23 protein-coding genes are annotated in these 19,446 nt (G+C 70.0%); 10 read left to right on the top strand and 13 right to left on the bottom strand.

Annotation, left to right across the window (positions count from 1 at the left end):
• Window positions 1-651 carry a histidine phosphatase family protein gene (locus tag ABD736_RS12250; RefSeq protein WP_344792058.1) on the bottom strand — a complete coding sequence of 217 codons (651 nt, stop codon included), beginning with the start codon at window positions 649-651 and terminating at the stop codon, window positions 1-3.
• Window positions 652-661: 10 nt separating this feature from the next.
• The gene (locus ABD736_RS12245) at window positions 662-1,027 is read right to left on the bottom strand and encodes a helix-turn-helix domain-containing protein (RefSeq protein ID WP_344792057.1); all 366 of its coding nucleotides are present in this window, start codon (window positions 1,025-1,027) and stop codon (window positions 662-664) included.
• Between the two features lie 18 nt (window positions 1,028-1,045).
• Between ABD736_RS12245 and aspS the strand changes: the two genes are divergently transcribed.
• Complete coding sequence (gene aspS / locus ABD736_RS12240; RefSeq protein WP_344792056.1) at window positions 1,046-2,398, top strand: aspartate--tRNA(Asn) ligase; 1,353 nt, start codon at window positions 1,046-1,048, stop codon at window positions 2,396-2,398.
• A gap of 92 nt (window positions 2,399-2,490) precedes the next feature.
• On the opposite strand, the gene ABD736_RS12235 is transcribed toward aspS, so the two are convergent.
• From ABD736_RS12235 to ABD736_RS12220, 4 genes are all read right to left on the bottom strand, one after another.
• Complete coding sequence (locus ABD736_RS12235) at window positions 2,491-2,799, bottom strand: Dabb family protein (RefSeq protein WP_344792055.1); 309 nt, start codon at window positions 2,797-2,799, stop codon at window positions 2,491-2,493.
• Entirely contained in the window at window positions 2,796-3,059 is a 264-nt protein-coding gene (locus tag ABD736_RS12230; RefSeq protein ID WP_344792054.1) for a glutaredoxin family protein, read from the bottom strand. The genes ABD736_RS12235 and ABD736_RS12230 overlap by 4 nt, the downstream gene beginning before the upstream one ends.
• A gap of 85 nt (window positions 3,060-3,144) precedes the next feature.
• Window positions 3,145-3,243 carry a 30S ribosomal protein bS22 gene (locus ABD736_RS12225; RefSeq protein ID WP_003792170.1) on the bottom strand — a complete coding sequence of 33 codons (99 nt, stop codon included), beginning with the start codon at window positions 3,241-3,243 and terminating at the stop codon, window positions 3,145-3,147.
• 93 nt (window positions 3,244-3,336) lie between these two features.
• Window positions 3,337-3,783, bottom strand: coding sequence for an ArsR/SmtB family transcription factor (locus tag ABD736_RS12220; protein WP_344792053.1), 447 nt, complete (start codon window positions 3,781-3,783; stop codon window positions 3,337-3,339).
• Between the two features lie 60 nt (window positions 3,784-3,843).
• Here ABD736_RS12220 and ABD736_RS12215 point away from each other — a divergent pair, with 60 nt between their 5' ends.
• On the top strand, window positions 3,844-5,280 hold the full coding sequence (locus ABD736_RS12215; protein ID WP_344792052.1) for a TrkH family potassium uptake protein: 1,437 nt from the start codon (window positions 3,844-3,846) through the stop codon (window positions 5,278-5,280).
• Window positions 5,273-5,950 (top strand): potassium channel family protein, encoded by a 678-nt coding sequence (locus ABD736_RS12210; protein ID WP_344792051.1) that lies wholly within the window; start codon window positions 5,273-5,275, stop codon window positions 5,948-5,950. The genes ABD736_RS12215 and ABD736_RS12210 overlap by 8 nt, the downstream gene beginning before the upstream one ends.
• Before the next feature lie 76 nt (window positions 5,951-6,026).
• Here ABD736_RS12210 and proC read toward each other — a convergent pair whose 3' ends face one another.
• On the bottom strand, window positions 6,027-6,878 hold the full coding sequence (gene proC / locus ABD736_RS12205) for a pyrroline-5-carboxylate reductase (protein ID WP_344792050.1): 852 nt from the start codon (window positions 6,876-6,878) through the stop codon (window positions 6,027-6,029).
• 98 nt (window positions 6,879-6,976) lie between these two features.
• On the opposite strand from proC, the gene ABD736_RS12200 reads away from it, so the two are divergent.
• Window positions 6,977-7,927, top strand: a complete 951-nt coding sequence (locus ABD736_RS12200) for a cation diffusion facilitator family transporter (protein WP_344792049.1) — start codon at window positions 6,977-6,979, stop codon at window positions 7,925-7,927.
• 89 nt (window positions 7,928-8,016) lie between these two features.
• Here ABD736_RS12200 and ABD736_RS12195 read toward each other — a convergent pair whose 3' ends face one another.
• Window positions 8,017-8,481, bottom strand: coding sequence for a nucleoside deaminase (locus ABD736_RS12195; protein ID WP_344792048.1), 465 nt, complete (start codon window positions 8,479-8,481; stop codon window positions 8,017-8,019).
• 54 nt (window positions 8,482-8,535) lie between these two features.
• Between ABD736_RS12195 and upp the strand changes: the two genes are divergently transcribed.
• From upp to ABD736_RS12180, 3 genes are all read left to right on the top strand, one after another.
• Entirely contained in the window at window positions 8,536-9,171 is a 636-nt protein-coding gene (gene upp / locus ABD736_RS12190) for a uracil phosphoribosyltransferase (RefSeq protein WP_344792047.1), read from the top strand.
• A gap of 374 nt (window positions 9,172-9,545) precedes the next feature.
• The gene (locus ABD736_RS12185) at window positions 9,546-10,223 is read left to right on the top strand and encodes a winged helix-turn-helix domain-containing protein (protein ID WP_344792046.1); all 678 of its coding nucleotides are present in this window, start codon (window positions 9,546-9,548) and stop codon (window positions 10,221-10,223) included.
• A gap of 79 nt (window positions 10,224-10,302) precedes the next feature.
• On the top strand, window positions 10,303-10,956 hold the full coding sequence (locus tag ABD736_RS12180; protein WP_344792045.1) for an NAD(P)-dependent oxidoreductase: 654 nt from the start codon (window positions 10,303-10,305) through the stop codon (window positions 10,954-10,956).
• Window positions 10,957-11,374: 418 nt separating this feature from the next.
• On the opposite strand, the gene ABD736_RS12175 is transcribed toward ABD736_RS12180, so the two are convergent.
• From ABD736_RS12175 to ABD736_RS12160, 4 genes are all read right to left on the bottom strand, one after another.
• A complete protein-coding gene (locus ABD736_RS12175) occupies window positions 11,375-11,818 on the bottom strand; it encodes a MarR family winged helix-turn-helix transcriptional regulator (protein WP_344792044.1) in 444 nt (147 codons plus the stop codon).
• A gap of 189 nt (window positions 11,819-12,007) precedes the next feature.
• Entirely contained in the window at window positions 12,008-13,081 is a 1,074-nt protein-coding gene (locus ABD736_RS12170) for a sensor histidine kinase (protein WP_344792043.1), read from the bottom strand.
• A complete protein-coding gene (locus tag ABD736_RS12165) occupies window positions 13,078-13,743 on the bottom strand; it encodes a response regulator transcription factor (RefSeq protein WP_344792042.1) in 666 nt (221 codons plus the stop codon). The genes ABD736_RS12170 and ABD736_RS12165 overlap by 4 nt, the downstream gene beginning before the upstream one ends.
• Before the next feature lie 47 nt (window positions 13,744-13,790).
• Complete coding sequence (locus tag ABD736_RS12160) at window positions 13,791-14,993, bottom strand: MarP family serine protease (protein WP_344792041.1); 1,203 nt, start codon at window positions 14,991-14,993, stop codon at window positions 13,791-13,793.
• A 50-nt stretch (window positions 14,994-15,043) separates the two neighbouring features.
• Between ABD736_RS12160 and ABD736_RS12155 the strand changes: the two genes are divergently transcribed.
• Window positions 15,044-15,904 carry an LLM class F420-dependent oxidoreductase gene (locus ABD736_RS12155; RefSeq protein WP_344792040.1) on the top strand — a complete coding sequence of 287 codons (861 nt, stop codon included), beginning with the start codon at window positions 15,044-15,046 and terminating at the stop codon, window positions 15,902-15,904.
• Between the two features lie 261 nt (window positions 15,905-16,165).
• Here ABD736_RS12155 and ABD736_RS12150 read toward each other — a convergent pair whose 3' ends face one another.
• Window positions 16,166-17,260, bottom strand: a complete 1,095-nt coding sequence (locus ABD736_RS12150; protein WP_344792038.1) for a VIT1/CCC1 transporter family protein — start codon at window positions 17,258-17,260, stop codon at window positions 16,166-16,168.
• A 111-nt stretch (window positions 17,261-17,371) separates the two neighbouring features.
• Between ABD736_RS12150 and ABD736_RS12145 the strand changes: the two genes are divergently transcribed.
• Entirely contained in the window at window positions 17,372-18,106 is a 735-nt protein-coding gene (locus tag ABD736_RS12145; RefSeq protein WP_344792037.1) for an NUDIX hydrolase, read from the top strand.
• A gap of 25 nt (window positions 18,107-18,131) precedes the next feature.
• Window positions 18,132-19,445: a quinolinate synthase NadA gene (gene nadA / locus ABD736_RS12140; protein WP_344792036.1), complete on the top strand. Its 1,314-nt coding sequence runs from the start codon at window positions 18,132-18,134 to the stop codon at window positions 19,443-19,445.
• The last annotated feature ends 1 nt before the right edge of the window (window position 19,446 follow it).

Here is a 19,446-nt window from a genome sequence, read left to right as displayed (position 1 = left end):
CTACACCGCCCCGACGTCGACGGCGCTCTCGAGGAACGGCGCGGCAGGGTCGCTGTAGCCGACCTCGCGGAACGCGCCGTCGACCTGCTCGAAGCTCGTGATGCTCGACAGATTGCAGCGCCGCTGGCGCGGGTCGTGCCAGAGCCGTTCGCCGGCGATCGCCAGGTGCGTGACCCAGATCGGCAGCTGGTGGCTGACCATGACGACATCGCCCGGCTCGTCTTCCGACAGGGGCGGCAGGGCAAAGGCATCCGTCATCGCCTCGGTCATGCGCGCGACTATGGAGCGGTACGCCTCACCCCACGACGGGCGCAGCGGGTTCACGAGCCACGGCCAGTTGATGGGGTTCTTGACCGCCTTCTCCATCACCTTGCCCTCGAAGTGATTGCGGGGCTCGATGATGCGCGGCTCGGTGCGGATGTCGAGCCCGAGCGCGGCCGAGATGGGGGCGGCGGATTCCTGGGCACGCACGAGCGGGGAGGCGATCAGTGCTGCGACCGGCCGCTCGCGGGCGGCCAGCTCGTCGGCCGCGGCCTGCGCCATGCGGCGGCCGAGCGGCGAGAGATGGAATTCGGGGAGTCGGCCATAGAGCACATGGTCGGGGTTGTACACCTCGCCATGGCGCACGAGATGCACCTGCCGACTAGCCACGACCGCAAGTTTACGGATGCCGTACCCCGGAATTGCCTGGGTGGGAGCGCGCACGGTAGCGGTCTGCGTAGAGCACTCCGAGTTGGAAGCGGGTCTCGGCGCCGGCATCCGCCATCGCCTTGGCCACATGTCTGCGCACGGCGCGCGGCGTGATGCCGAGCTGAGCCGCGATCTGCTCGTCCTGCAGACCCGCGGCGAGCATCCGCAGCACACGCTCGGCGAGCACGTTGCGCTCGCCGTTCCAGGGGTCGACTGCCGCCCACAGCTCCTCGAAGCGCTGGTGGAAGAGGTCGACCACCTGCGGCTGGCGCATGAGCCGGCAGTCGCCGTCGAACTCATCGCCGGCAGGCGGGCGCACGGAAAGTGCGGAGAGCACCCCGGTACGATTGCCAGCGTGACTCACCGCACCCTCATCAAGGACCTTTCCGCTCTTCCCGACGGCCCCGTGACCGTCGCTGGCTGGGTCGAGACCGTCCGCGATCAGAAGAAGGTGCAGTTCGTCGTGCTGCGCGACGAGTCCGGCGCGCTGCAGCTCGTCAACCCGGCGACGCGCGAGATCGCTGAGGACGTCGAGGATGCCGCAGCTGCGGCATCCGCTCTCGCGCTCACCGAGACGATCTCCGGCCTCTCCCTCGGCACCTTCATCACGGTCACCGGCGAGCTCAAGCACGACGAGCGCGTGAAGCTGGGTGGCCTCGAGGTGAAGGTGGGCACGCTCGAAGTCGCGGGCGCGAGCCTTCCCGAGGCGCCGATCGCCGCCGACTCGAGCCTCGACAAGCGCCTCGACTACCGCTGGCTCGACCTGCGCCAGCCGAAGAACGCGCTCATCTTCCGCATTCAGACGACACTCGAGCACGCGTGGCGCACCTGGTGGGTCGGCAACGGCTTCGTCGAGATCCACACTCCGAAGCTGATGGAGTCCCCGTCCGAGTCGCGCGCCGAGCTCTTCCAGCTCGACTACTTCGACCTCGGCACGGCGTACCTCGCGCAGAGCCCCCAGCACTTCAAGCAGATGGCGCAGGCCGCGGGCTTCGGCAAGGTCTTCGAGATCTCCCCCGTCTTCCGCGCCGACCCGTCGTTCACCTCGCGGCACGCCACCGAGTTCATCTCGGTCGACGCCGAGATCTCGTGGATCGACTCGTACGAAGACGTCATCTCCATGCAGGAGCAGCTGCTGGCCGCGGGTCTCGCCGCGGTGAAGGCGAAGCACGGCGACGAGATCCGCGAGCTGTTCGGCATCGAGGTCGAGGTTCCGCAGGTCCCGTTCCCGCGCATCCCGCTCGCCGAGGTGCACGAGCTGCTCAAGAGCGAGCGCGGCTACACGGTGCCGCGCGAAGACGGCGACCTCGACCCAGAGGGCGAGCGCCAGATCAGCGCGTATGTGAAAGAGAAGTACGGCCACGACTTCGTCTTCGTGACCGACTACCCCGCAAACATCCGCCCGTACTACCACATGCGCGACCCCGAGACGGGCCTCACGAAGTCGTACGACCTGATCTACAACGGCACCGAGATCACGACCGGCGCGCAGCGCGAGCACCGCATCGACGAGCTGCTCGCGAACGCCAAGGACAAGGGCCTCGACCCCGCCGGCATCGGCGAGTACCTCGAGTTCTTCAAGTACGGCATCCCGCCGCACGGCGGCTTCGGCATGGGCCTCGCGCGCGTGCTGATGCTGCTGCTCGGCGAGTCGTCGATCCGCGAGACGACCCTGCTGTTCCGCGGCCCGACGCGCCTCGCGCCGTAAGACTCACCGAAAAGTGCCGTAATGGGGTTCCGCGAGTCGGAAGCCCCCATTACGGCACTTTTCGGCGTTTGGGGTTCGGCGTTCGGCGTCTGCTACAGCGCCCCGTCGACCGCCACGCGCGACTCGACGTTGACGACCGTGCGGATCCACGCCGCGGCTTCCTGGTGCACGGGGTGCACGATGTACTCCTCGAGCCCGGCGGCGTCGGCGAAGTCGGCGACGACGGCGACCGAGTTGGTGGTTCGCTCGTCGACCTCGTCGATGATCACGGCGATCGACTGGATCGACGGCACGACGCCCTGAAGCGCCAGCAGGCGCGAGCGCACGCTCTCTGCGTCTTCGCGGCGCTGCGCCGCGTCATCCGACTTGAGGGTCCACGAGACGATGTGACGCAGGGTCATGCGAGCTCCTTGAGTGCCTTCTCGAAGCGCGCCGCATCGACGCGCCAATAGGTGTGCATCTTGCCGTCGATGAGCACGACGGGGATCTCTTCACCGTAGCGATTCTGCAAGTCCGCGTCGCCGAGGATGTCGATCTCATCGACCTGAAGATCAAGACGAGCGGATGCCTGCACCCGCGCCACCACGTCGTCCACGACGTTCCGCGCGTCTTCGCACAGGTGGCAGCCGGGCTTCGAGTAGAGCGTGATGCGGTGCGGCACCACTCAAGTCAAACAGAAGAAGCGCCAGGGCGAGTGCCCTGACGCTTTCTGCTGGTAGGTCCCTGCTGCTAGGCAGGCACAGAACCTACTTCTTGTTGCGACGCTGGTGGCGCGTCTTGCGAAGAAGCTTGCGGTGCTTCTTCTTCGCCATGCGCTTGCGGCGCTTCTTGATGACAGAACCCACGGAAACCTCACAAAGATCGGGGATGCCGCGCGTCGAGCGCGACACAAACAGCCATCTTACCAGCCGCCGACTGGGCCCCTGACCGCGGCCGGTTCAGCGCTTCACGCGTGAGGCCAGCGCGGCCGCGCGCGCCGCGGCACCAGCGGCGACCTTGCCGACCGAAGCCGCGAACTCCTTCTGCGACTCGGAGAGCCCGGTGGCGCCGAAGCCCACCGACGACGAGGCGCCGACGGCCGTGGCATCCGACGCCGCCTCCGGCTCTTCTGCCGTGCCGAGGAACGGCAGCAGCCACTCGTCGACCTCTTCGAGCGGGGTCGAGTCGAGGTGGTAGTACCGGTGCTGGCCCTCTTCGCGCACCCGCACCAGCCCGGCGTCGCGCAGGACCTTGAGGTGCTTCGACACGGTCGGCTGGCTCAGCTCGAGAGCGAGCACGATCTGCGACACCGCCACCTCGCCGCTGCCCGTGGACTGCGCCTCAAGCAGCACCTGCAGGATCTCGCGCCTGGTCGAGTCGGCAACGATGTCAAAGATGTCGGCCATGTGGCAAGAGTAGCCAGTCCCGAGCGGTCGAGGGCAGGATGGGCGAGTGGAGGGCGGGGGATGTCGGTGACCGCGGTCGCAGCGAGGCGGGGTCGTCGAGGCATCCGCGAGTCGTTCTCAGACTTCGCGTCGGCGAGCCCCAGCCGGTTCGCACTCATCGTGTTCGCGGCCCTGGTGCTGGTGTGGACGGGCCTGCTCGCCCTGCCGATCTCGAGCGCCGCGCACACGGCGACCGACTTCGCCGACGCGCTGTTCACGGCCATCTCCGTCGTCTGCGTCACGGGCCTGTCGACCGTCGACATGACGACGCACTGGTCGGGCTTCGGCGAGGTCGTCATCTACATCGGCGTGCAGATCGGCGGAATCGGCGTGCTCACCCTCGCGAGCACTCTCGGGCTGATCATCAGCCGGCACCTCGGCCTGCGCGCGCGGCTCATCGCGGCGGGCGACACCAACCCATTGCGCTCCCACAAGGGCCCGGTTTCCGAGAGCCAGGCGGTCCGCCTTGGCGAGGTCGGCGGGCTGCTGCTCACGATCGCGATCAGCGTCGTGGCGATCGAGCTGATCGCCTCGGCGATCTTCTTCCCGCTGCTGCTCGCGCACGGCTTCACGCTCGGCGAGTCCGCGCGCGACGCCGTCTACTACTCGGCGATGGCGTTCACGAACACCGGCTTCACGCCGAACAGCAATGGGCTCATCCCGTTCGCGCACGACTACGTGTTCCTCACGACCCTCGCGCTCACGGTGATGCTGGGGGCGATCGGATTCCCCGTCATCTACGCCCTCGCCCGCGTCATCCGCACCCCGTCCGAGCGTCGCCGCATCGTCTCGCTGCACGTGAAGCTCACGGTCGTCGCCTACCTGCTGCTGTTCGTCATCGGCGGCATCGTGCTGTGGTCGCTCGAGCACGACAACACCAAGACGTTCGCGCGGCTCGGCACGGGCGACGGCATCTTCCAGGGTTTCTTCCTCTCGGCGATGGCCCGCTCGGGCGGCTTCGCGACGTTCGACGTCTCGCACCTGCACAACTCGAGCCTGCTCGTGACCGACATGCTGATGTTCATCGGCGGCGGCTCGGCCTCCACAGGCGGCGGCATCAAGGTGACCACCCTCGCCGTGCTGTTCCTCGCGGCGGTGGCAGAGGCCAAAGGCGTCGAGAGCATGGAGGCGTTCCACCGCCGCATCCCGGGCGACGTGCTGCGGGTGGCCGTCTCGGTCGTGCTGTGGGGCGCCACGATCGTCGCCGTCGCCACCGTGACGATCCTCGCAATCACGCACGACTCGCTCGATCACGCGCTCTTCGACGTCATCAGCGCCTTCGCGACCTGCGGCCTATCCACGGGGCTCACGATGGGCGCACCGACGCCGGCGGTCTACGTGCTCGCCCTGACCATGTTCTTCGGCCGCATCGGCAGCATCACGCTCGCGGCCGCCCTCGCCCAGAGCCAGCAGCGCCGGCTCTACGCCCACCCGGAAGAGAGGCCCATCGTTGGCTAACCCGCATGAGATCCGTCACGACGCCGCCGTGCTGCTGATCGGGCTCGGCCGCTTCGGCTCGGCGGCCGCCGCCGAGCTCGACAAGCTCGGCCGCGAGGTTCTCGCCGTCGACGTCGACGCCGCCCTGGTGCAGGAGTGGGCCGAAGAGGTCACGCACACCGTGCAGGCCGACTCGACCCAGCTCGACGCGCTGCGCCAGATCGGTGCGGCCGACTTCCAGATCGCCATCGTCGCGGTGGGCTCGCAGATCGAGGCATCCGTTCTCATCACCGCGAACCTCGTCGAACTCGGCATCCCCCAGATCTGGGCGAAGGCCGTGACACCCGCGCACGGCAAGATCCTCAGCCGCATCGGCGCGCACCACGTCATCTACCCCGAGGCCGAGGCGGGCGAGCGCATCGCACGGCTGGTGAGCGGGCGGATGCTGGACTTCATCCAGTTCGACGACGACTTCGTGTTCGTCAAGATGCACGCGCCGAGACCGATCTGCGGCAGGTCGCTCGCCGATTCCGGGGTGCGCCGCGTGCACAAGGTGACGGTCGTCGGCATCAAGCGGCCGAACGAGCCGTTCACGGATGCCTCGGAACAGACCGTCGTGCACGAGGGCGACGTCATCGTGGTGTCCGGCAGAGAGGCCGCCGTCGAGAGGTTCGCGTCGCTGGAGGAGTGACGCGGTTGCGCCACCAGGATCCGCTTTGCGCTACTCGGATCCGAGTAGCGCAAAGCGGAAGCCAGTGGCGCACACGCTATGCGCCGGACGCGAGCTCGCGGGCGCGGGCGAGCGCGGCGTCGGTCGCGCGATCGAAGAGGGCCGAGAGGTCGGCGCCCTGCAGCACCTCGATCGCCTTCTCGGTCGTGCCCTTGGGGCTGGTCACCCGGCGGCGCAGCTCGGCGGGGTCCTCACCGGTCGAGACGAGCAGCTCGCTCGCCCCGAGGAACGTCTGCTCGACGAGCAGCTTGGCTTGCCCGGGCGAGAACCCCTTGGCGAGCGCGGTCTTCGTCAGCTCCTCGACGAGCAGGAACACGTACGCGGGCCCCGACCCCGAGATCGTCGACAGCGCGTCGAGCTGCGACTCCGGCACCTCGACCACCGCGCCGACCGTCTCGAACAGCGCGCGCACGAGCGCCACATCGTCTTCTGTCGCGCGCGTTCCGGCGCTCACGCCCGTCACGCCGCGCCCGACCTGGGCGGGTGTGTTCGGCATGGTGCGGATGACGGCGACGGATGCCGGAACCGCCGCTTCCATCGTCGCGATCGTGACCCCGGCGGCGACGCTCACGACCACGGCGTCGGGCTCGAGGTCGCCGGCGACCTCGGCGAGCACCTCGGGCACGAGGTACGGCTTGACCGCCAGCACGACGAGCTTCGCCCCGCGAACGGCGATGCGATTGGCATCCGCCTCAGCCTCGGTCGCATACGCGGCGACGCCGGGCACGCCCGCGAAACTCGCCGCCTTCTCAGCCGTACGGCTCGTCACGCGCACGCCGCCCGTCACGCTGACCGCCGGCGAGAGCAGGCCGCCCAGAATGGCCCCGGCCATCGATCCGGCACCGAGGAAGGCGGTGGTGGGCAGGGTCGTCGTCGGCGCATCGGTCATGGCCCCACCTTAATTGCGCCCCGCGCCGACGCCTGCGGCCGCGAACAGGGCCGCAGTTGTCGGTCGCGGACGCACAAGCTCCTCATAGGATTGGGGCCATGACGGATGCCCCCGCCGAGCACCAGCCCGAGTCGCACGGCGGCGCCGCGATCTTCGCCGCGCTCGGCGCGAACGTCGGAATCGCGATCGTCAAGTTCCTCGCGTTCCTGTTCTCCGGCTCGAGCTCGTTGCTCGCGGAATCCGTGCACTCGCTCGCCGACTCGGGCAATCAGCTGCTGCTGCTCATCGGCGGCCGGCGGGCCAGGCGCGACGCCGACCGCGAGCACCCCTTCGGCTACGGCCGCGAGCGCTTCATCTACGCCTTCGTCGTGGCGATCATCCTGTTCTCGGTCGGCGGCGTCTTCTCGATCTACGAGGGCGTCGAGAAGATGCAGGACCTCGACCACTACGTGCGCCCGCACCTGTGGTGGCTGCCGCTCGCGGTGCTCGTGATCTCGATCGTGCTCGAGGGGCTGTCGCTGCGCACCGGCATCGCCGAGTCGCGGCCCCACAAGGGCTCCGGCACGTGGGTGCAGTTCATCCGCCGCGCGAAGAACCCCGAGCTGCCCGCCGTGCTGCTCGAAGACGTGGCGGCCCTCACCGGTCTGCTGCTCGCCCTGATCGGCGTCGGCCTCGCGCTCATCACCGGCAACGGGGTGTTCGACGCCGCCGGCTCGATCGCCATCGGCGTGCTGCTGGTGCTGGTCGCGATCGTGCTCGGCACCGAGGTCAAGAGCCTGCTGGTCGGCGAAGGCGCCACCGAGGCCGAGCTGCGCACGATCGAGGCTGCGATCCTCGCCGGCGGCGAGACGGACCGCATCATCCACCTGCGCACGATGTACCTCGGCCCCGACGAGCTGCTCGTCGCGGCAAAGATCGCGATGCCCGGGGCCAGGACCGTGACGGATGCCGCCGCCGCGACCGACGCCGTCGAAGAACGGATTCGCGCCGCGGTTCCCGTTGCGCGCCTGATCTACCTCGAGCCCGACGTCTTCGATGCGACGCGCTGATCACGCGCGTTGAGGAGCTCGCGGAGCCTGCGGCCTTCGAGACGCGGCGCTTCGCGGCCCCTCAGGATCCGCGCGCGTCTCGAAACGCGCTAGCGACGCTGCTCGAAGAACTGCAGCAGCAGAGCGGCGGATTCCTCGGCCCGCACCCCCGCGTAGACCGCCGCACTCTGCGGCAGCCGCCGGTCGCGCAGCAGATCGTAGACCGAGCCTGACGCCCCGGCCTTCTCATCCCACGCGCCGAAGACGACCGTCGGCACCCGCGCCGAGAGGATCGCGCCCGCGCACATGGCGCACGGCTCGAGGGTGACGACGAGGGTCGCGCCCGTCAGCTGCCAGTCGCCGGTGACGCGGGATGCCTCGCGCAGCGCCTCCACCTCGGCGTGCGCCGTCGGGTCCTGTCGCGCCTCGCGCGCGTTGCGCCCCCGCCCGAGCACCGCGCCGTCGGCCCCGATCACGACTGCGCCGACGGGAACGTCGCCCGTCGCGAGCGCCGCGCGGGCCTCGTCGAGCGCGAGTCCCATCCACGCGTCGTACTGCGGCGGAACGGTGAGCATCACGCCCCTTCTGACCTGGCTTTCGGGCACGGGCGGCCCGGTAGCCTTGAGCCTATGCGAGTGCACGTTGCAGACCACCCGCTCATCACCCACAAGCTGACGGTGCTGCGCGATCGCGAGACCCCCAGCCCGCAGTTCCGCGCGCTGGTCGCCGAGCTCATCACGCTGCTGAGCTACGAGGCGACACGCGAGGTGCGGGTCGAGCCGATCACGGTGCAGACCCCGGTCGCGCCCTACAACGGCCTCGCCCTCTCGAAGCCCGTGCCGCTGGTCGTGCCGATTCTGCGCGCGGGGCTCGGCATGCTCGACGGCATGATGGCCGTGCTGCCGAACGCCGAGGTCGGCTTCCTCGGCATGGCCCGCGACGAAGCGACTTTCCAGCCCACGACCTACGCAGAGCGACTGCCAGAGGACCTCTCCGGTCGCCAGTGCTTCGTGCTCGACCCGATGCTCGCCACCGGCGGCTCGCTCGGCGCCGCGCTCGAGTTCCTCTTCCAGCGCGGCGCTTCGGACGTCACCGCGATCTGCATCCTCGCCGCGCCAGAGGGCATCGAGCGGCTCGAGAAGGAGACCGCGGGGCGCGACGTGCGCCTCGTGCTCGGCGCGCTCGACGAGCGGCTCAACGAGCACGGCTACATCGTGCCGGGCCTCGGCGACGCGGGCGACCGCCTCTACGGGCTCGCGGAGTAGCCCAGACCGCCCGCTGGCGCCGGGACGACCGCGCACCCGCGCGAGTGGGGCGCCGGTGCAGGCATCCCTCGCTCTGATTCATTCGCTCCTGTCATGTTTGACATAACGCGACGTTTTATGTTTTGCTTTGTGACATGACTGACACCGTGAGCCTTCGTTCCGCCCTCGAGGTGAGCGAGACTGCCGGCATGATGATGCCCGGCCGCGGCGCTCTCATGTGTCGAATGTGTGCCTGATTCCTTCAGCCCTTCGACTGGGGTGAGTCCGCTCCCCCCGCCTGCCTCGCTGACGAGGCGCACACCATCAGGGCCGCTCTCTGAGCGCGAATCCGCGTCGGCCCGCCGCAGCATCATCATCCAAAGGATCTGATTCCGATGACCTTCACTCTGCCCGAGTCCGCTCTCACCTCCTCGACCACGGCCGCTCCCGCCGCGCGCATCGCGCCCGCAGGGACCGCCCGCGGCTTCGCCCTCTACGTCGGCTTCGACGAGGCGAAGGCCGCCGCCGCAGGTACCGACCTCGGCACCATCGTCGCCGCGCTGAAGAAGACGCTCGCCGAGGTCGCCTCCGGCGCCGAGTCGTTCGCCTCCGTCGCGCTCGCCCCCGAGGGTGCGGGCGGCCGCGACGTCGACGTCGTGCGCCTCGCCCTGCGTGACCCCGCTGCGGTCGCCAGGCAGCGCCCGGCCGGCTCACGCGCCGACGACAGCGCCGACAAGACGGGCGTCACGATCGACGTCACGCGCCGCCACCTGCTGCTCGACGGCGACCGCGTCTCGCTCACCTTCAAGGAGTTCGAGCTGCTGCAGTACCTCGTCCTTCGCGAGGGCCGCACGATCGAGCGCACCGAGCTGATCGAGTCGCTGTGGTCGTCCGCCTCCGATGAGGAGATCCCGAACGAGCGCACCATCGACGTGCACGTGCGCCGCCTGCGCGCGAAGCTCGGGCGCTACGAGGACATCGTGCGCACGGTGCGCGGCGTCGGCTACCGCTTCGACCGTCACGCCGACGTCGTGATCCGCCAGTCGCACGCGCCGTCGCCCGACCGGTTCTGAGCTCCCCGACCGGCTCTGGCCTCTTCGTAACCTTCGGCGAAGTCGGAATACGTTCCGGGGCGAGCTGGCTGAGGCATACATGACCTCTATTGCGATCATCGGTGGCACCGGGTATTCAGGCAGCAACATCGCCGCGGAAGCAGTGAAGCGCGGCATCAGCGTGACGGCCGTTTCGAGGCACGCACCGGATGCCCCGATCGACGGCGTCTCGTATGTGCAGGGCGACATCACCGACCGCGCCTTCACCGACCGGCTCGCGGCGGAGCACGACGTGGTGGTCGTGGCGATCCACGCCGTCGACGGCTCGAACCAGCCCGTGCTGCCGCAACTCGTGCCCGGCCTCGCCGAGGGTGCCGTCGCGGGCGGCGCTCGGCTCGGGTTCGTCGGCGGCGCCGGCTCGTCGCACGAGGGTGTCGGCGGCCCGCGGCTCGTCGACAAGCCCGAGTTCGTCGAGGCGTACAAGCCCGAGGCGCTGGCACACGCCGGCATCCTCGACTGGCTGCGCAGCGACGAGACGCCCAACGGGCTGCAGTGGTTCTATGTGAGCCCCGCCGAGACGTACGGCGGCTTCAACCCCGGCACCGCGATCGGCGGCTACCGCACCAGCGCCGACACGGTGCTGCGCGACGCCGAGGGCAAGTCCGAGATCTCCGGCGCCGACTTCGCGCTCGCGTTCGTCGACGAGATCGAGACCCCGACCCACATCAACCGCCGCTTCGTCGTCGGCTACTGAGCCGCTGCGCCTCCGCCGTCGGGCGGTGCCGAAGCGGCGTCGGGCGAGCAGACCTCCGTGTCCGCAGCCCCCGAGGGCCCGCACATCGACATGTTCCGTAATGTCGGATCGCCCCGGCCGCAGCGCCGTTTCGGCACTGTTCGCGGTGATGGCGCGGCATCCGGCGGCTTGATCGTGCTGCGAAGCAGCGCATAAACAACTCGCAGGAAAAATCACGAACAGATAACTAGACAGCGTTACCTGGCCGTTATATCTTCTAAGAGCGTTAGTTGTTTGCTGTGGCAGCCAACGCGGAATGTGATTGCAGGACACTCTTGGTGCAAGGGAGAGGCCCGAAGGCGAAAGCCCTCGGGCCTCTACTTTTTGGCCGCTGGCTACTTTTTGGCCGCTGGCGCAGAGGGCTCTGCTCGCTGCGCGGCTACACCGCCGGCAACTGGGCGCGCAGCTTGGTGCACAGCGCGGTGAGGGTCGCCAGCTCGTCTGCGTCGAGGGCCTGCCCGACGACGCGATGGATCGATGCGCCGTGCACGTGTGCGACGCGATAGAAGGCCTCGTAGCCGGCATCCGTCAGCCGGATGACCGTGCCGCGCGCATCGCGCGGATCCGGGCGCTTCTCGACCAGCCCACGAGCCGCGAGCCGATCGATCATGCGGCTCACGCTGGGCTGCGTCAGCAGCAGCGACTTGTTGAGGTCGCGCAGCCGAAGGGCACGCCCCGGAGCGCGGCTCAGGGTGAACAGGACGTCGTATTCGTTGAACGAGATGTCGCCGTTCGGGAAGTCGGCACCGAGGCGCCGCATGATGGCGACCTGGGCTCGGAACAGCGCTTCCCACGCGGCGACGGACCGCGCCTCATCACTCACGCACCAAGCCTAGGCTCGGCCGGCGCTGTGCCGTTTCTGTGACGGCACCGACGATCGTGGCGTCCATGTCCGTTCTGCTCATCGCCATGATCTGCGTCGCCGGGGTCGCGCTGGCCGCGATGATCACGGTCTTCACGATGCTGATGATCATCGCCCACGCCGACAGCGACGACGAGCTCTGACCGCGCGCTACGCCGCCGGAAGCTCGAGCACGAAGGTCGTGCCGTCGGGACCGGTGCGCTCGACGCGCACCGTGCCGCCGGCGCGCGCCGCGACGTCGCGCACGAGCGCGAGGCCGATGCCGAAGCCGCGGCGGCGCGGCAGGCCGTCCGCCGCCTCCGGATCGGAGTGGGCGAAGCGCTCGAAGACCCGATCTGGAGTGATGCCGCGGATGCCTGGGCCGTGGTCCGTCACGGTGAGGGCCACCACCGCGCCGCGCCCCTCACGCTCGGCACGCCCGGCGCCGGCGCCGAGCCGCTCGAGCGAGACGTCGACCCGGCCGCCGTCGGGCGTGTGCGCGAGGGCGTTGTCGACGAGTGCGGTGACGCAGCGCCGGAAGCCGACGGTCGGCATCGCGACACGCAGCGGGTCGGCGGCGTCTGCGCCCGGTGTCCGCAGCTCGATCGACACCCCGCGCTCGCCGGCGAGCAGACGCAGCGACTCGACGACAGAGGCCGCGTCGGCCGAGGCATCCGTCACGGCGTCGCCCTCGGCCGGCTCATCGCCGGCGGCCGCGAGCAGCTCGTCCACGATGCCGATCAAGGTGCCCGCGTCGCGGCGCAACTCGGCCACGGTCTCGGCGTTCGGGTCGACGGCGGTGAGCCGCAGCTGCAGCAGCTGCAGCCGCGCGTCGAGCACGGCAAGCGGGGTGCGCAGCTCGTGCGAGGCGTCCGCGACGAAAGCCCGTTGCAGGGCGAGCGCGCGCCCCAGCGGACGCACCGCCCGCCGCGCGATCACCCAGCTGATCACCGCCGCGAACACGATCGCGCCGACGCCGATCACCGCGAGCGCGACGAGCACTGCGCCCGCGTCGATGTAGATCTTGTCCTCGCCGGGCACCGCCCGCTCGCGCAGCTCGCTCGGCTGCGACTGCCAGATCACGACGATGATCGCCATGATCACGATCACGAGGACGAGCGCGACCGTCGCGATCGAGATCTGGCGGGTGACGGATGCCGCCGCGCGGCGCACCGCCGCCTCGTCGGCATCCCCGGCCCGCGCTCGCGCCCGCCCCGGCGCGCGCCCCTGCGTGCGTGCGCTCACAGCGACCCCAGCCGATAGCCCTTGCCGCGCACCGTCAGCACGACGCTCTCTTCGGTCTTACGGCGCAGGTAGTGCACGTAGGTGTCGACCGTGCCGGGCAGATCGGTCGGGGTGAACACGGCGGAGAGGATCTGCGCGCGACTGAAGGTGCGCTGCGGGTTCTCGGCCAGCAGCCGCAGCAGCTCGGCTTCTTTGGGCGTGAGCGCGACGGGGCCGATGTAGGGGGACTCGATGATGCGGTCCTCGGGGAAGAAGTCCCACGTGCCGACCGAGAGCGACGCCTCGTTCGAGGTGTAGGTGCGCCGCAGAGCCCGCAGCCGCGCGAGCAGCTCGGCGAACTCGAAGGGCTTCACGAGGTAGTCGTTCGCACCGGCGTCGAGCCCGTCGACGCGATCGGCGACGGTGCCGAGCGCGGTGAGCATGATGATCGGCGTGCCGATGCGGGCTCGGCGGATGCCCTGCACCAGGCTCACTCCGTCGAGCCCGGGCAGGCGCCGGTCGACGACCATGACGTCGAACTCCTCGGCGAGGGCGGTCTCGAGCGCCCGCGCGCCATCGGCGCGGTGCGTGACGTCGTAGCTGCCGGCGAGGTACTCGACGATGATCGGGGCGAGGCGGGCGTCGTCTTCCACGAGCAGCAGGCGAGGCATCCGTTCGCTCATGTCCTCATGATCCGCGCCTCGGCGCCAAGAATCCGCTAAGAACGCGGTCAGCCCGCGGTGCAGGCGCCCGTCGAGACGGGCGAGGTCAGGGTCGCCGCTTTGGCGAGTGTGGGCCGCACCTGCGCGAGGGTCAGCGCGTAGCCGGTCTGCGAGTCGGTCGTCGACATGGCGAAGACGACGCCGGTGACGTGCCCGGTGGAGTCCAGCAGCGGGCCGCCCGAGTCGCCGGGGCGCACGACGGCGCGCAGCGAGTACACCTGGCGGGTGACGGTCTTGTCGTCGTAGATGTCCTTGCCGATCGCGTTCACGGTCGTGCGCACGCGGCCGGCCGAGACGGTGTAGGCCCCGCCGCCCGGGTAGCCGGCCGCGAACACCGCTGCTCCCTTCTCCTGCGGCGCGGCGTTCTGCTGCAGCGGCTTCGCGTCGAGCCCGGGCACCGCGAGAATCGCGAGGTCGGTCTCGGGGTCGTAGCTCACGACGCTCGCGTGCAGCCGCTCGGACTTGCCGTCGACCAGCACGGCCGTCGAGGACGAGCCGGCGACCACGTGCGCGTTGGTGACGATGCGATCGGATGCCACGACCCAGCCGCTTCCTGAGGACTGCGTGCCGCACTTGGGCTCGTCGGCGACCACCTCGACGATCGACGGCGAGGCCGCACCGACGGCCGCAGGCACCGAGCTCGGGGGCGCCGCGACGCCCGGGATCTGCTCGTCGCCGCTCTCGAACACCTTCGGCAGCCCGGCGGCGGCGATCGCGTCGTCGACCTGGCTGAAGACGCGCTCGGCCGGCATCGGCGCATAGGAGTCGAGCGCGGCCACGATGCGCGACGAGTCGACGAGCTGGGTGACGGGGCGGAACCCGGTGCTCGTGATGAAGCCGGCGGCGAGCCACACGACCGTCGCCCACGCGAGAGCCCCGAGGACGGCGCCGAGCACCGCGTCGAGGCCGCCGGCGACCGGAATCGGGCGCACCGCCCTGCGCACCAGGTTGCCGATCGTGATGACGATGATCGCGCAGACGGCGGCGATGAGCAGCACCACGCCGAGCACCACGAGGTTGCGCTGCCACACCGGCATGCCCGAGATTCCGCCCATCGCCTCGACGAACGCGGGTGCGAGCTGCAGCGCCACCCAGAAGCCGATCAGCCAGCCCACGAGCGCAGCGAGCCCCGTGATGACACCCCGGCGCGCGTAGCGGATCACGGTGAGCACGCCCACCGCGGCGAGCACCAGATCGATGACCAGCTGCATGCCTACAACTCTTCCATTCCCGCCTGAACAGTCGGCGTAGCGTGACCGCTATGGAACTCGGTTTTCATCTGGCGCAGCTGACATTCGGCTCGGGGCCCGCCCAGCTCGGCCCGACCCTCGCGCGCGTCGCGCACGACGCAGAGGAGGCGGGTATCGCCCGCCTCACCGTGATGGACCACTTCTGGCAGATCAGCGCCTACGGACCGCCCGAGCGCGACATGCTCGAGGCGTACACCTTCCTCGGGTTCCTGGCGGCGAACACCTCGAAGGTGCTGCTGCACACGATGGTCACGGGAGTCGTCTACCGCGAGCCCGGACTGCTCGCCAAGGCCGTCTCGACGCTCGACGTGCTTTCGGGCGGTCGCGCGGGGCTCGGCATCGGGGCGGCCTGGAACGAGGAGGAGTCGAACGGGCTCGGCATCCCCTTCCCGCCCATCGGCGAGCGCTTCGAGCGGCTCGAAGAGGCCATTCAGATCGCGCTGCAGATGTGGAGCGACTCCGAAGAGCCGTACCAGGGGCGTCACTATCACTTGGGCCGCACGCTCTCGGTGCCGAAGACGCTGTCGCAGCCCCGCCCGTATCTGATCATCGGCGGGGTAGGCGAGCGCAAGACGCTTCGCATGGTCGCGCAGTACGCGGATGCCTCCAACTGGTTCGCCACCGCCGATTTCCCGCATCTGATCGACGTGCTGAAGGGTCATTGCGACGCCGTCGGCCGCGACTACGCGACGATCGAGAAGACCGCGCAGGGGCGCATCACCGAAAACACCACGCGCGATTCGCTGCTCGCCGAGCTCGAGCGCCTGCGCGGCTACGAAATCCGGGCTGTGTACTTCTCGAGCCCGCTCGGCGACCCGCACCGCGTGGTCGAGCTGCTCGGGTCGGTGACGGGCGAGGTGGCTGACTGGTGAGGGCAGTGTGATTCCTGATGGCAAAGTGAAGGGCCCCGCTCCGATGGAGCGGGGCCCACTCTCTCCCCACAAACCGCGCCCATTCCCTGCGACCCGAAGAGTCCCCTTATGCCGGGTTGGTGCGTGTAAGAACCATTGAAACGGGAGGACGACGACGTGCGAACCCCGTTGACAGCGCGGAATCTGGGCGCTAGTCGATCGTCCAGACCCGGTGGGCGTACGCCCGTGACGCCGGTCGTGACGCCCCCGTGACGCCGCGCGTCAGCCCGCGGCGACGCCGAAGAGCAGGCCGAGCAGATAGGTGACGGCCGCGGCGCCGTAGCCGATCGCGAGCTGCCGCAGCGCCCGCTTCCACGGCGAGGAGCCCGACAGCAGCCCGACCACCGCGCCCGTGCCGACCAGCGCGATGCCGACCAGGCCGGCCGAGAGCGCGACGGCGCCGAGGCCGCTCATGCCGAACAGGTAGGGGATGACGGGCACGATGGCACCCGAGGCGAAGAAGCAGAAGCTCGACAGCGCGGCGCCCATGCCGGTGCCGATCGCCTCGTGCTCGTCGGAGCTCGGGCCGTCCGCCGACAGTGCGGCCGTGTCGGTGTGCATGCCCCAGATGAGCCGCGCCGCACGCGTCTGCGCCTGGCGCTCGGTCATGCCTCGCGAGCGGAACACGAGGGCGAGTTCATTCGCCTTGACGTTCAGCTTGCCGATCGCCTCGCCCACCTCGGGGTTCGGGGTCGATGCGGCGAGCAGCTCGCGCTGCGAGTGCACCGACACGAATTCGCCGGCGCCCATCGAGAGCGCGCCGGCGAGCAGTCCGGCGACGCCCGTCAGCAGGATGACGTGCGTGGCGACGCCGCTCGCCCCCACGCCGAGCACGAGCGACAGGTTGCTGACCAGTCCGTCGTTCGCACCGAACACCGCGGCTCGGAAGGTGCCGGAGAGACGGTTGCGGCCGCGCTCGGCGAGCGCGCGCACGACCTCTTCGTGGATCTGCTCGTCGGCGGCCATCTCGGAGGTGGCATCCGGGTCGTCCGCATAGGGCGAGCGCGACTCCGCGCGCTGCACAAGCGCCAGGATGAACACCGAGCCGAGGCGCCGCGCGAGCCAGCCGAGCAGGCGGCTGCGGAAACCGACGCCGACCGGCTTGCCGACGTCGTCGCCGAGCAGGTCGAGCCAGTGCTGCTCGTGGCGCGACTCCGCCTCGGCGAGCGCGCTCAGGATCTCGCGCTCCTCACCGCTGCGACGGCGTGCGAGATCACGGTAGACGGATGCCTCAGCGCGCTCGTCCGCCAGATAGCGGCGCCACCGGCGCAGCGTGCGCTCGTCGGGCCCCGTCGGGGCGCTCTCAGGGGTGCTCATCGGGTTACCAGCCTGCCACCTGCGGCGCGCCCGCGGCATCCGCGCTCTTATAGTCATTCTGACTTTTACGCGAGGTTGGGGTTATAGTGATGGCGACTCTAAGGAGGAGCCATGTCCGGTGCGTCGCTCGCGGTATCGACCGTGATCTTCGCGCTGCGCTCCTCGGGTCGATTCGGAGAGGACGGCGGCGAGCGCGGGCTGTGGCTTCCGCTCGTGAGGCGCATCCGCGAGCCGTACGAGGGCAGGTGGGCGCTGCCCGGCGGCCCGCTCGGCGAGAGCGAGGGTCTCGCCGAGGCGGCGACCTCGACGCTGGCGAAGACGACCGGTCTCGCGCCGCGGTACCTCGAGCAGCTCTACGCGTTCGGCGACCCGGAGCGCTCCGGCGAGCAGGCAGGCTCCGCCGGCAAGCCCGCCGCCTCCGGCGACCGAGTGGTCTCGGTCGTCTACTGGGCACTGGTCGGCGACGACGAGGCGCGCGCCGCGCGCATCGGTCAGAACGTGCGCTGGTTCCCCGCCGACGACCTGCCCGCGCTCGCGTTCGACCACGAACTCATCGTCGAGTACGCCCTCTGGCGCCTGCGCAACAAGGTCGAGTACAGCCGCATCGCGAGCGCGTTCCTCGGCGCGACCTTCACCCTCGCACAGCTGCGCGAGGTGTACGAGGCGGTGCTCGGGCGCACGCTCGACCCCGCCAACTTCCGCCGCCAGATCGAGGCGAGCGGTGTGCTCGAGGACACCGGCGAGGTGCTCACCGGCGTGCGGCACCGGCCGCCGAGGCTGTACCGCTACAACCAGGCGGTCGACCTCGCCGACCAGGGGCCGCTCGGGCGGCTGGCGCAGAAGTAGCTGCACGAGACCCACAGGAGAAGACATGACCTTGCTCGACGACCGCGCTGCGGCATCCGTCACCCGCACCATCGCCGGCATCTCGAACGGCACGCTCGCCGGCGAGACCTGCGCGCCGGCGCTCGCCGACGGCCCGTGGGCGTTCGACCTGGGGATGCCCGGCTACGGCCCAGGCGCCTCGCAGGCCGACACGCTGCCGGCCGGGTCGCCCGCGCAGGGAGAGCTGCCGGCGCGCTACCGCGAGGCCTCGGCCGAGCAGCTCTCGGAGTGGATCGCCGCGGCGAAGGCATCCCTCGGCTCTCGCGTCGCCGTCATGGGGCACTTCTATCAGCGCGACGAGGTCGTGCGGTACGCGGACTTCGTGGGCGACTCGTTCCAGCTGGCGCGGGCGGCGCGCGAGCTGCCCGAGGCCGAGGCCATCGTGTTCTGCGGCGTGCACTTCATGGCAGAGACGGCCGACATCCTGACGGGCGCGGGGCAGTCGGTGATCCTGCCGAACCTCGCCGCGGGGTGCTCGATGGCAGACATGGCCGACATCGATTCGGTCGAGCAGTGCTGGGCCGAGCTGACCGCCCGCTTCGGTTCGGCCCCCGATGAATCCGGTCGCGTGCCCGTGATCCCCGTGACCTACATGAACTCGTCGGCCGCGCTCAAGGCGTTCTGCGGCGAGCACGGCGGGATCGTGTGCACCTCGTCGAACGCGGCGACGGTGCTCGAGTGGGCGTTCGAGCGCGGGCAGCGCGTGCTGTTCTTCCCCGACCAGCACCTGGGGCGCAACACCGCGAAGGCGATGGGCGTGCCGCTGTCGGCGATGCCGCTGTGGAACCCCGCGCGGGTGCGTGGCGGGCTTTCCGATGACGAGCTGGATGCCTCGCGGGTCATTCTCTGGAACGGGTTCTGCTCGGTGCACAAGCGCTTCACGGTGGCCCAGATCGCCGCTGCGCGGGCCGCGCACCCCGACGTGCGGGTGATCGTGCACCCCGAGTGCCCGATGGAGGTCGTGGACGCGGCCGACGGCGCCGGGTCCACCGACTACATCGTCAAGGCGATCGCCGCGGCACCCGCCGGGTCGGTGTTCGCCATCGGCACCGAGATCAACCTCGTGCAGCGGCTCGCTGCCGACTACCCGCAGCACGAGATCTTCTGCCTCGACTCGGTGATCTGCCCTTGCTCGACGATGTACCGCATTCACCCCGGCTACCTCGCGTGGGTGCTCGACGAGCTCGTCGCCGGGCGCGTCGTGAACCGGATCTCGGTGACGCCGCGCGTGGCCGACGGGGCGCGCGTCGCGCTCGAGCGGATGCTCGCCGCGCGGCCCGACACGACGATGGCTGCGTGAG

It is taken from the genome of Gryllotalpicola daejeonensis (assembly GCF_039538145.1).
GTDB classification, from domain to species: Bacteria; Actinomycetota; Actinomycetes; order Actinomycetales; family Microbacteriaceae; genus Gryllotalpicola; species Gryllotalpicola daejeonensis.
Note: the sequence above shows the minus strand (reverse complement) of the source record. Positions and strands in the feature narration are given on the sequence as shown.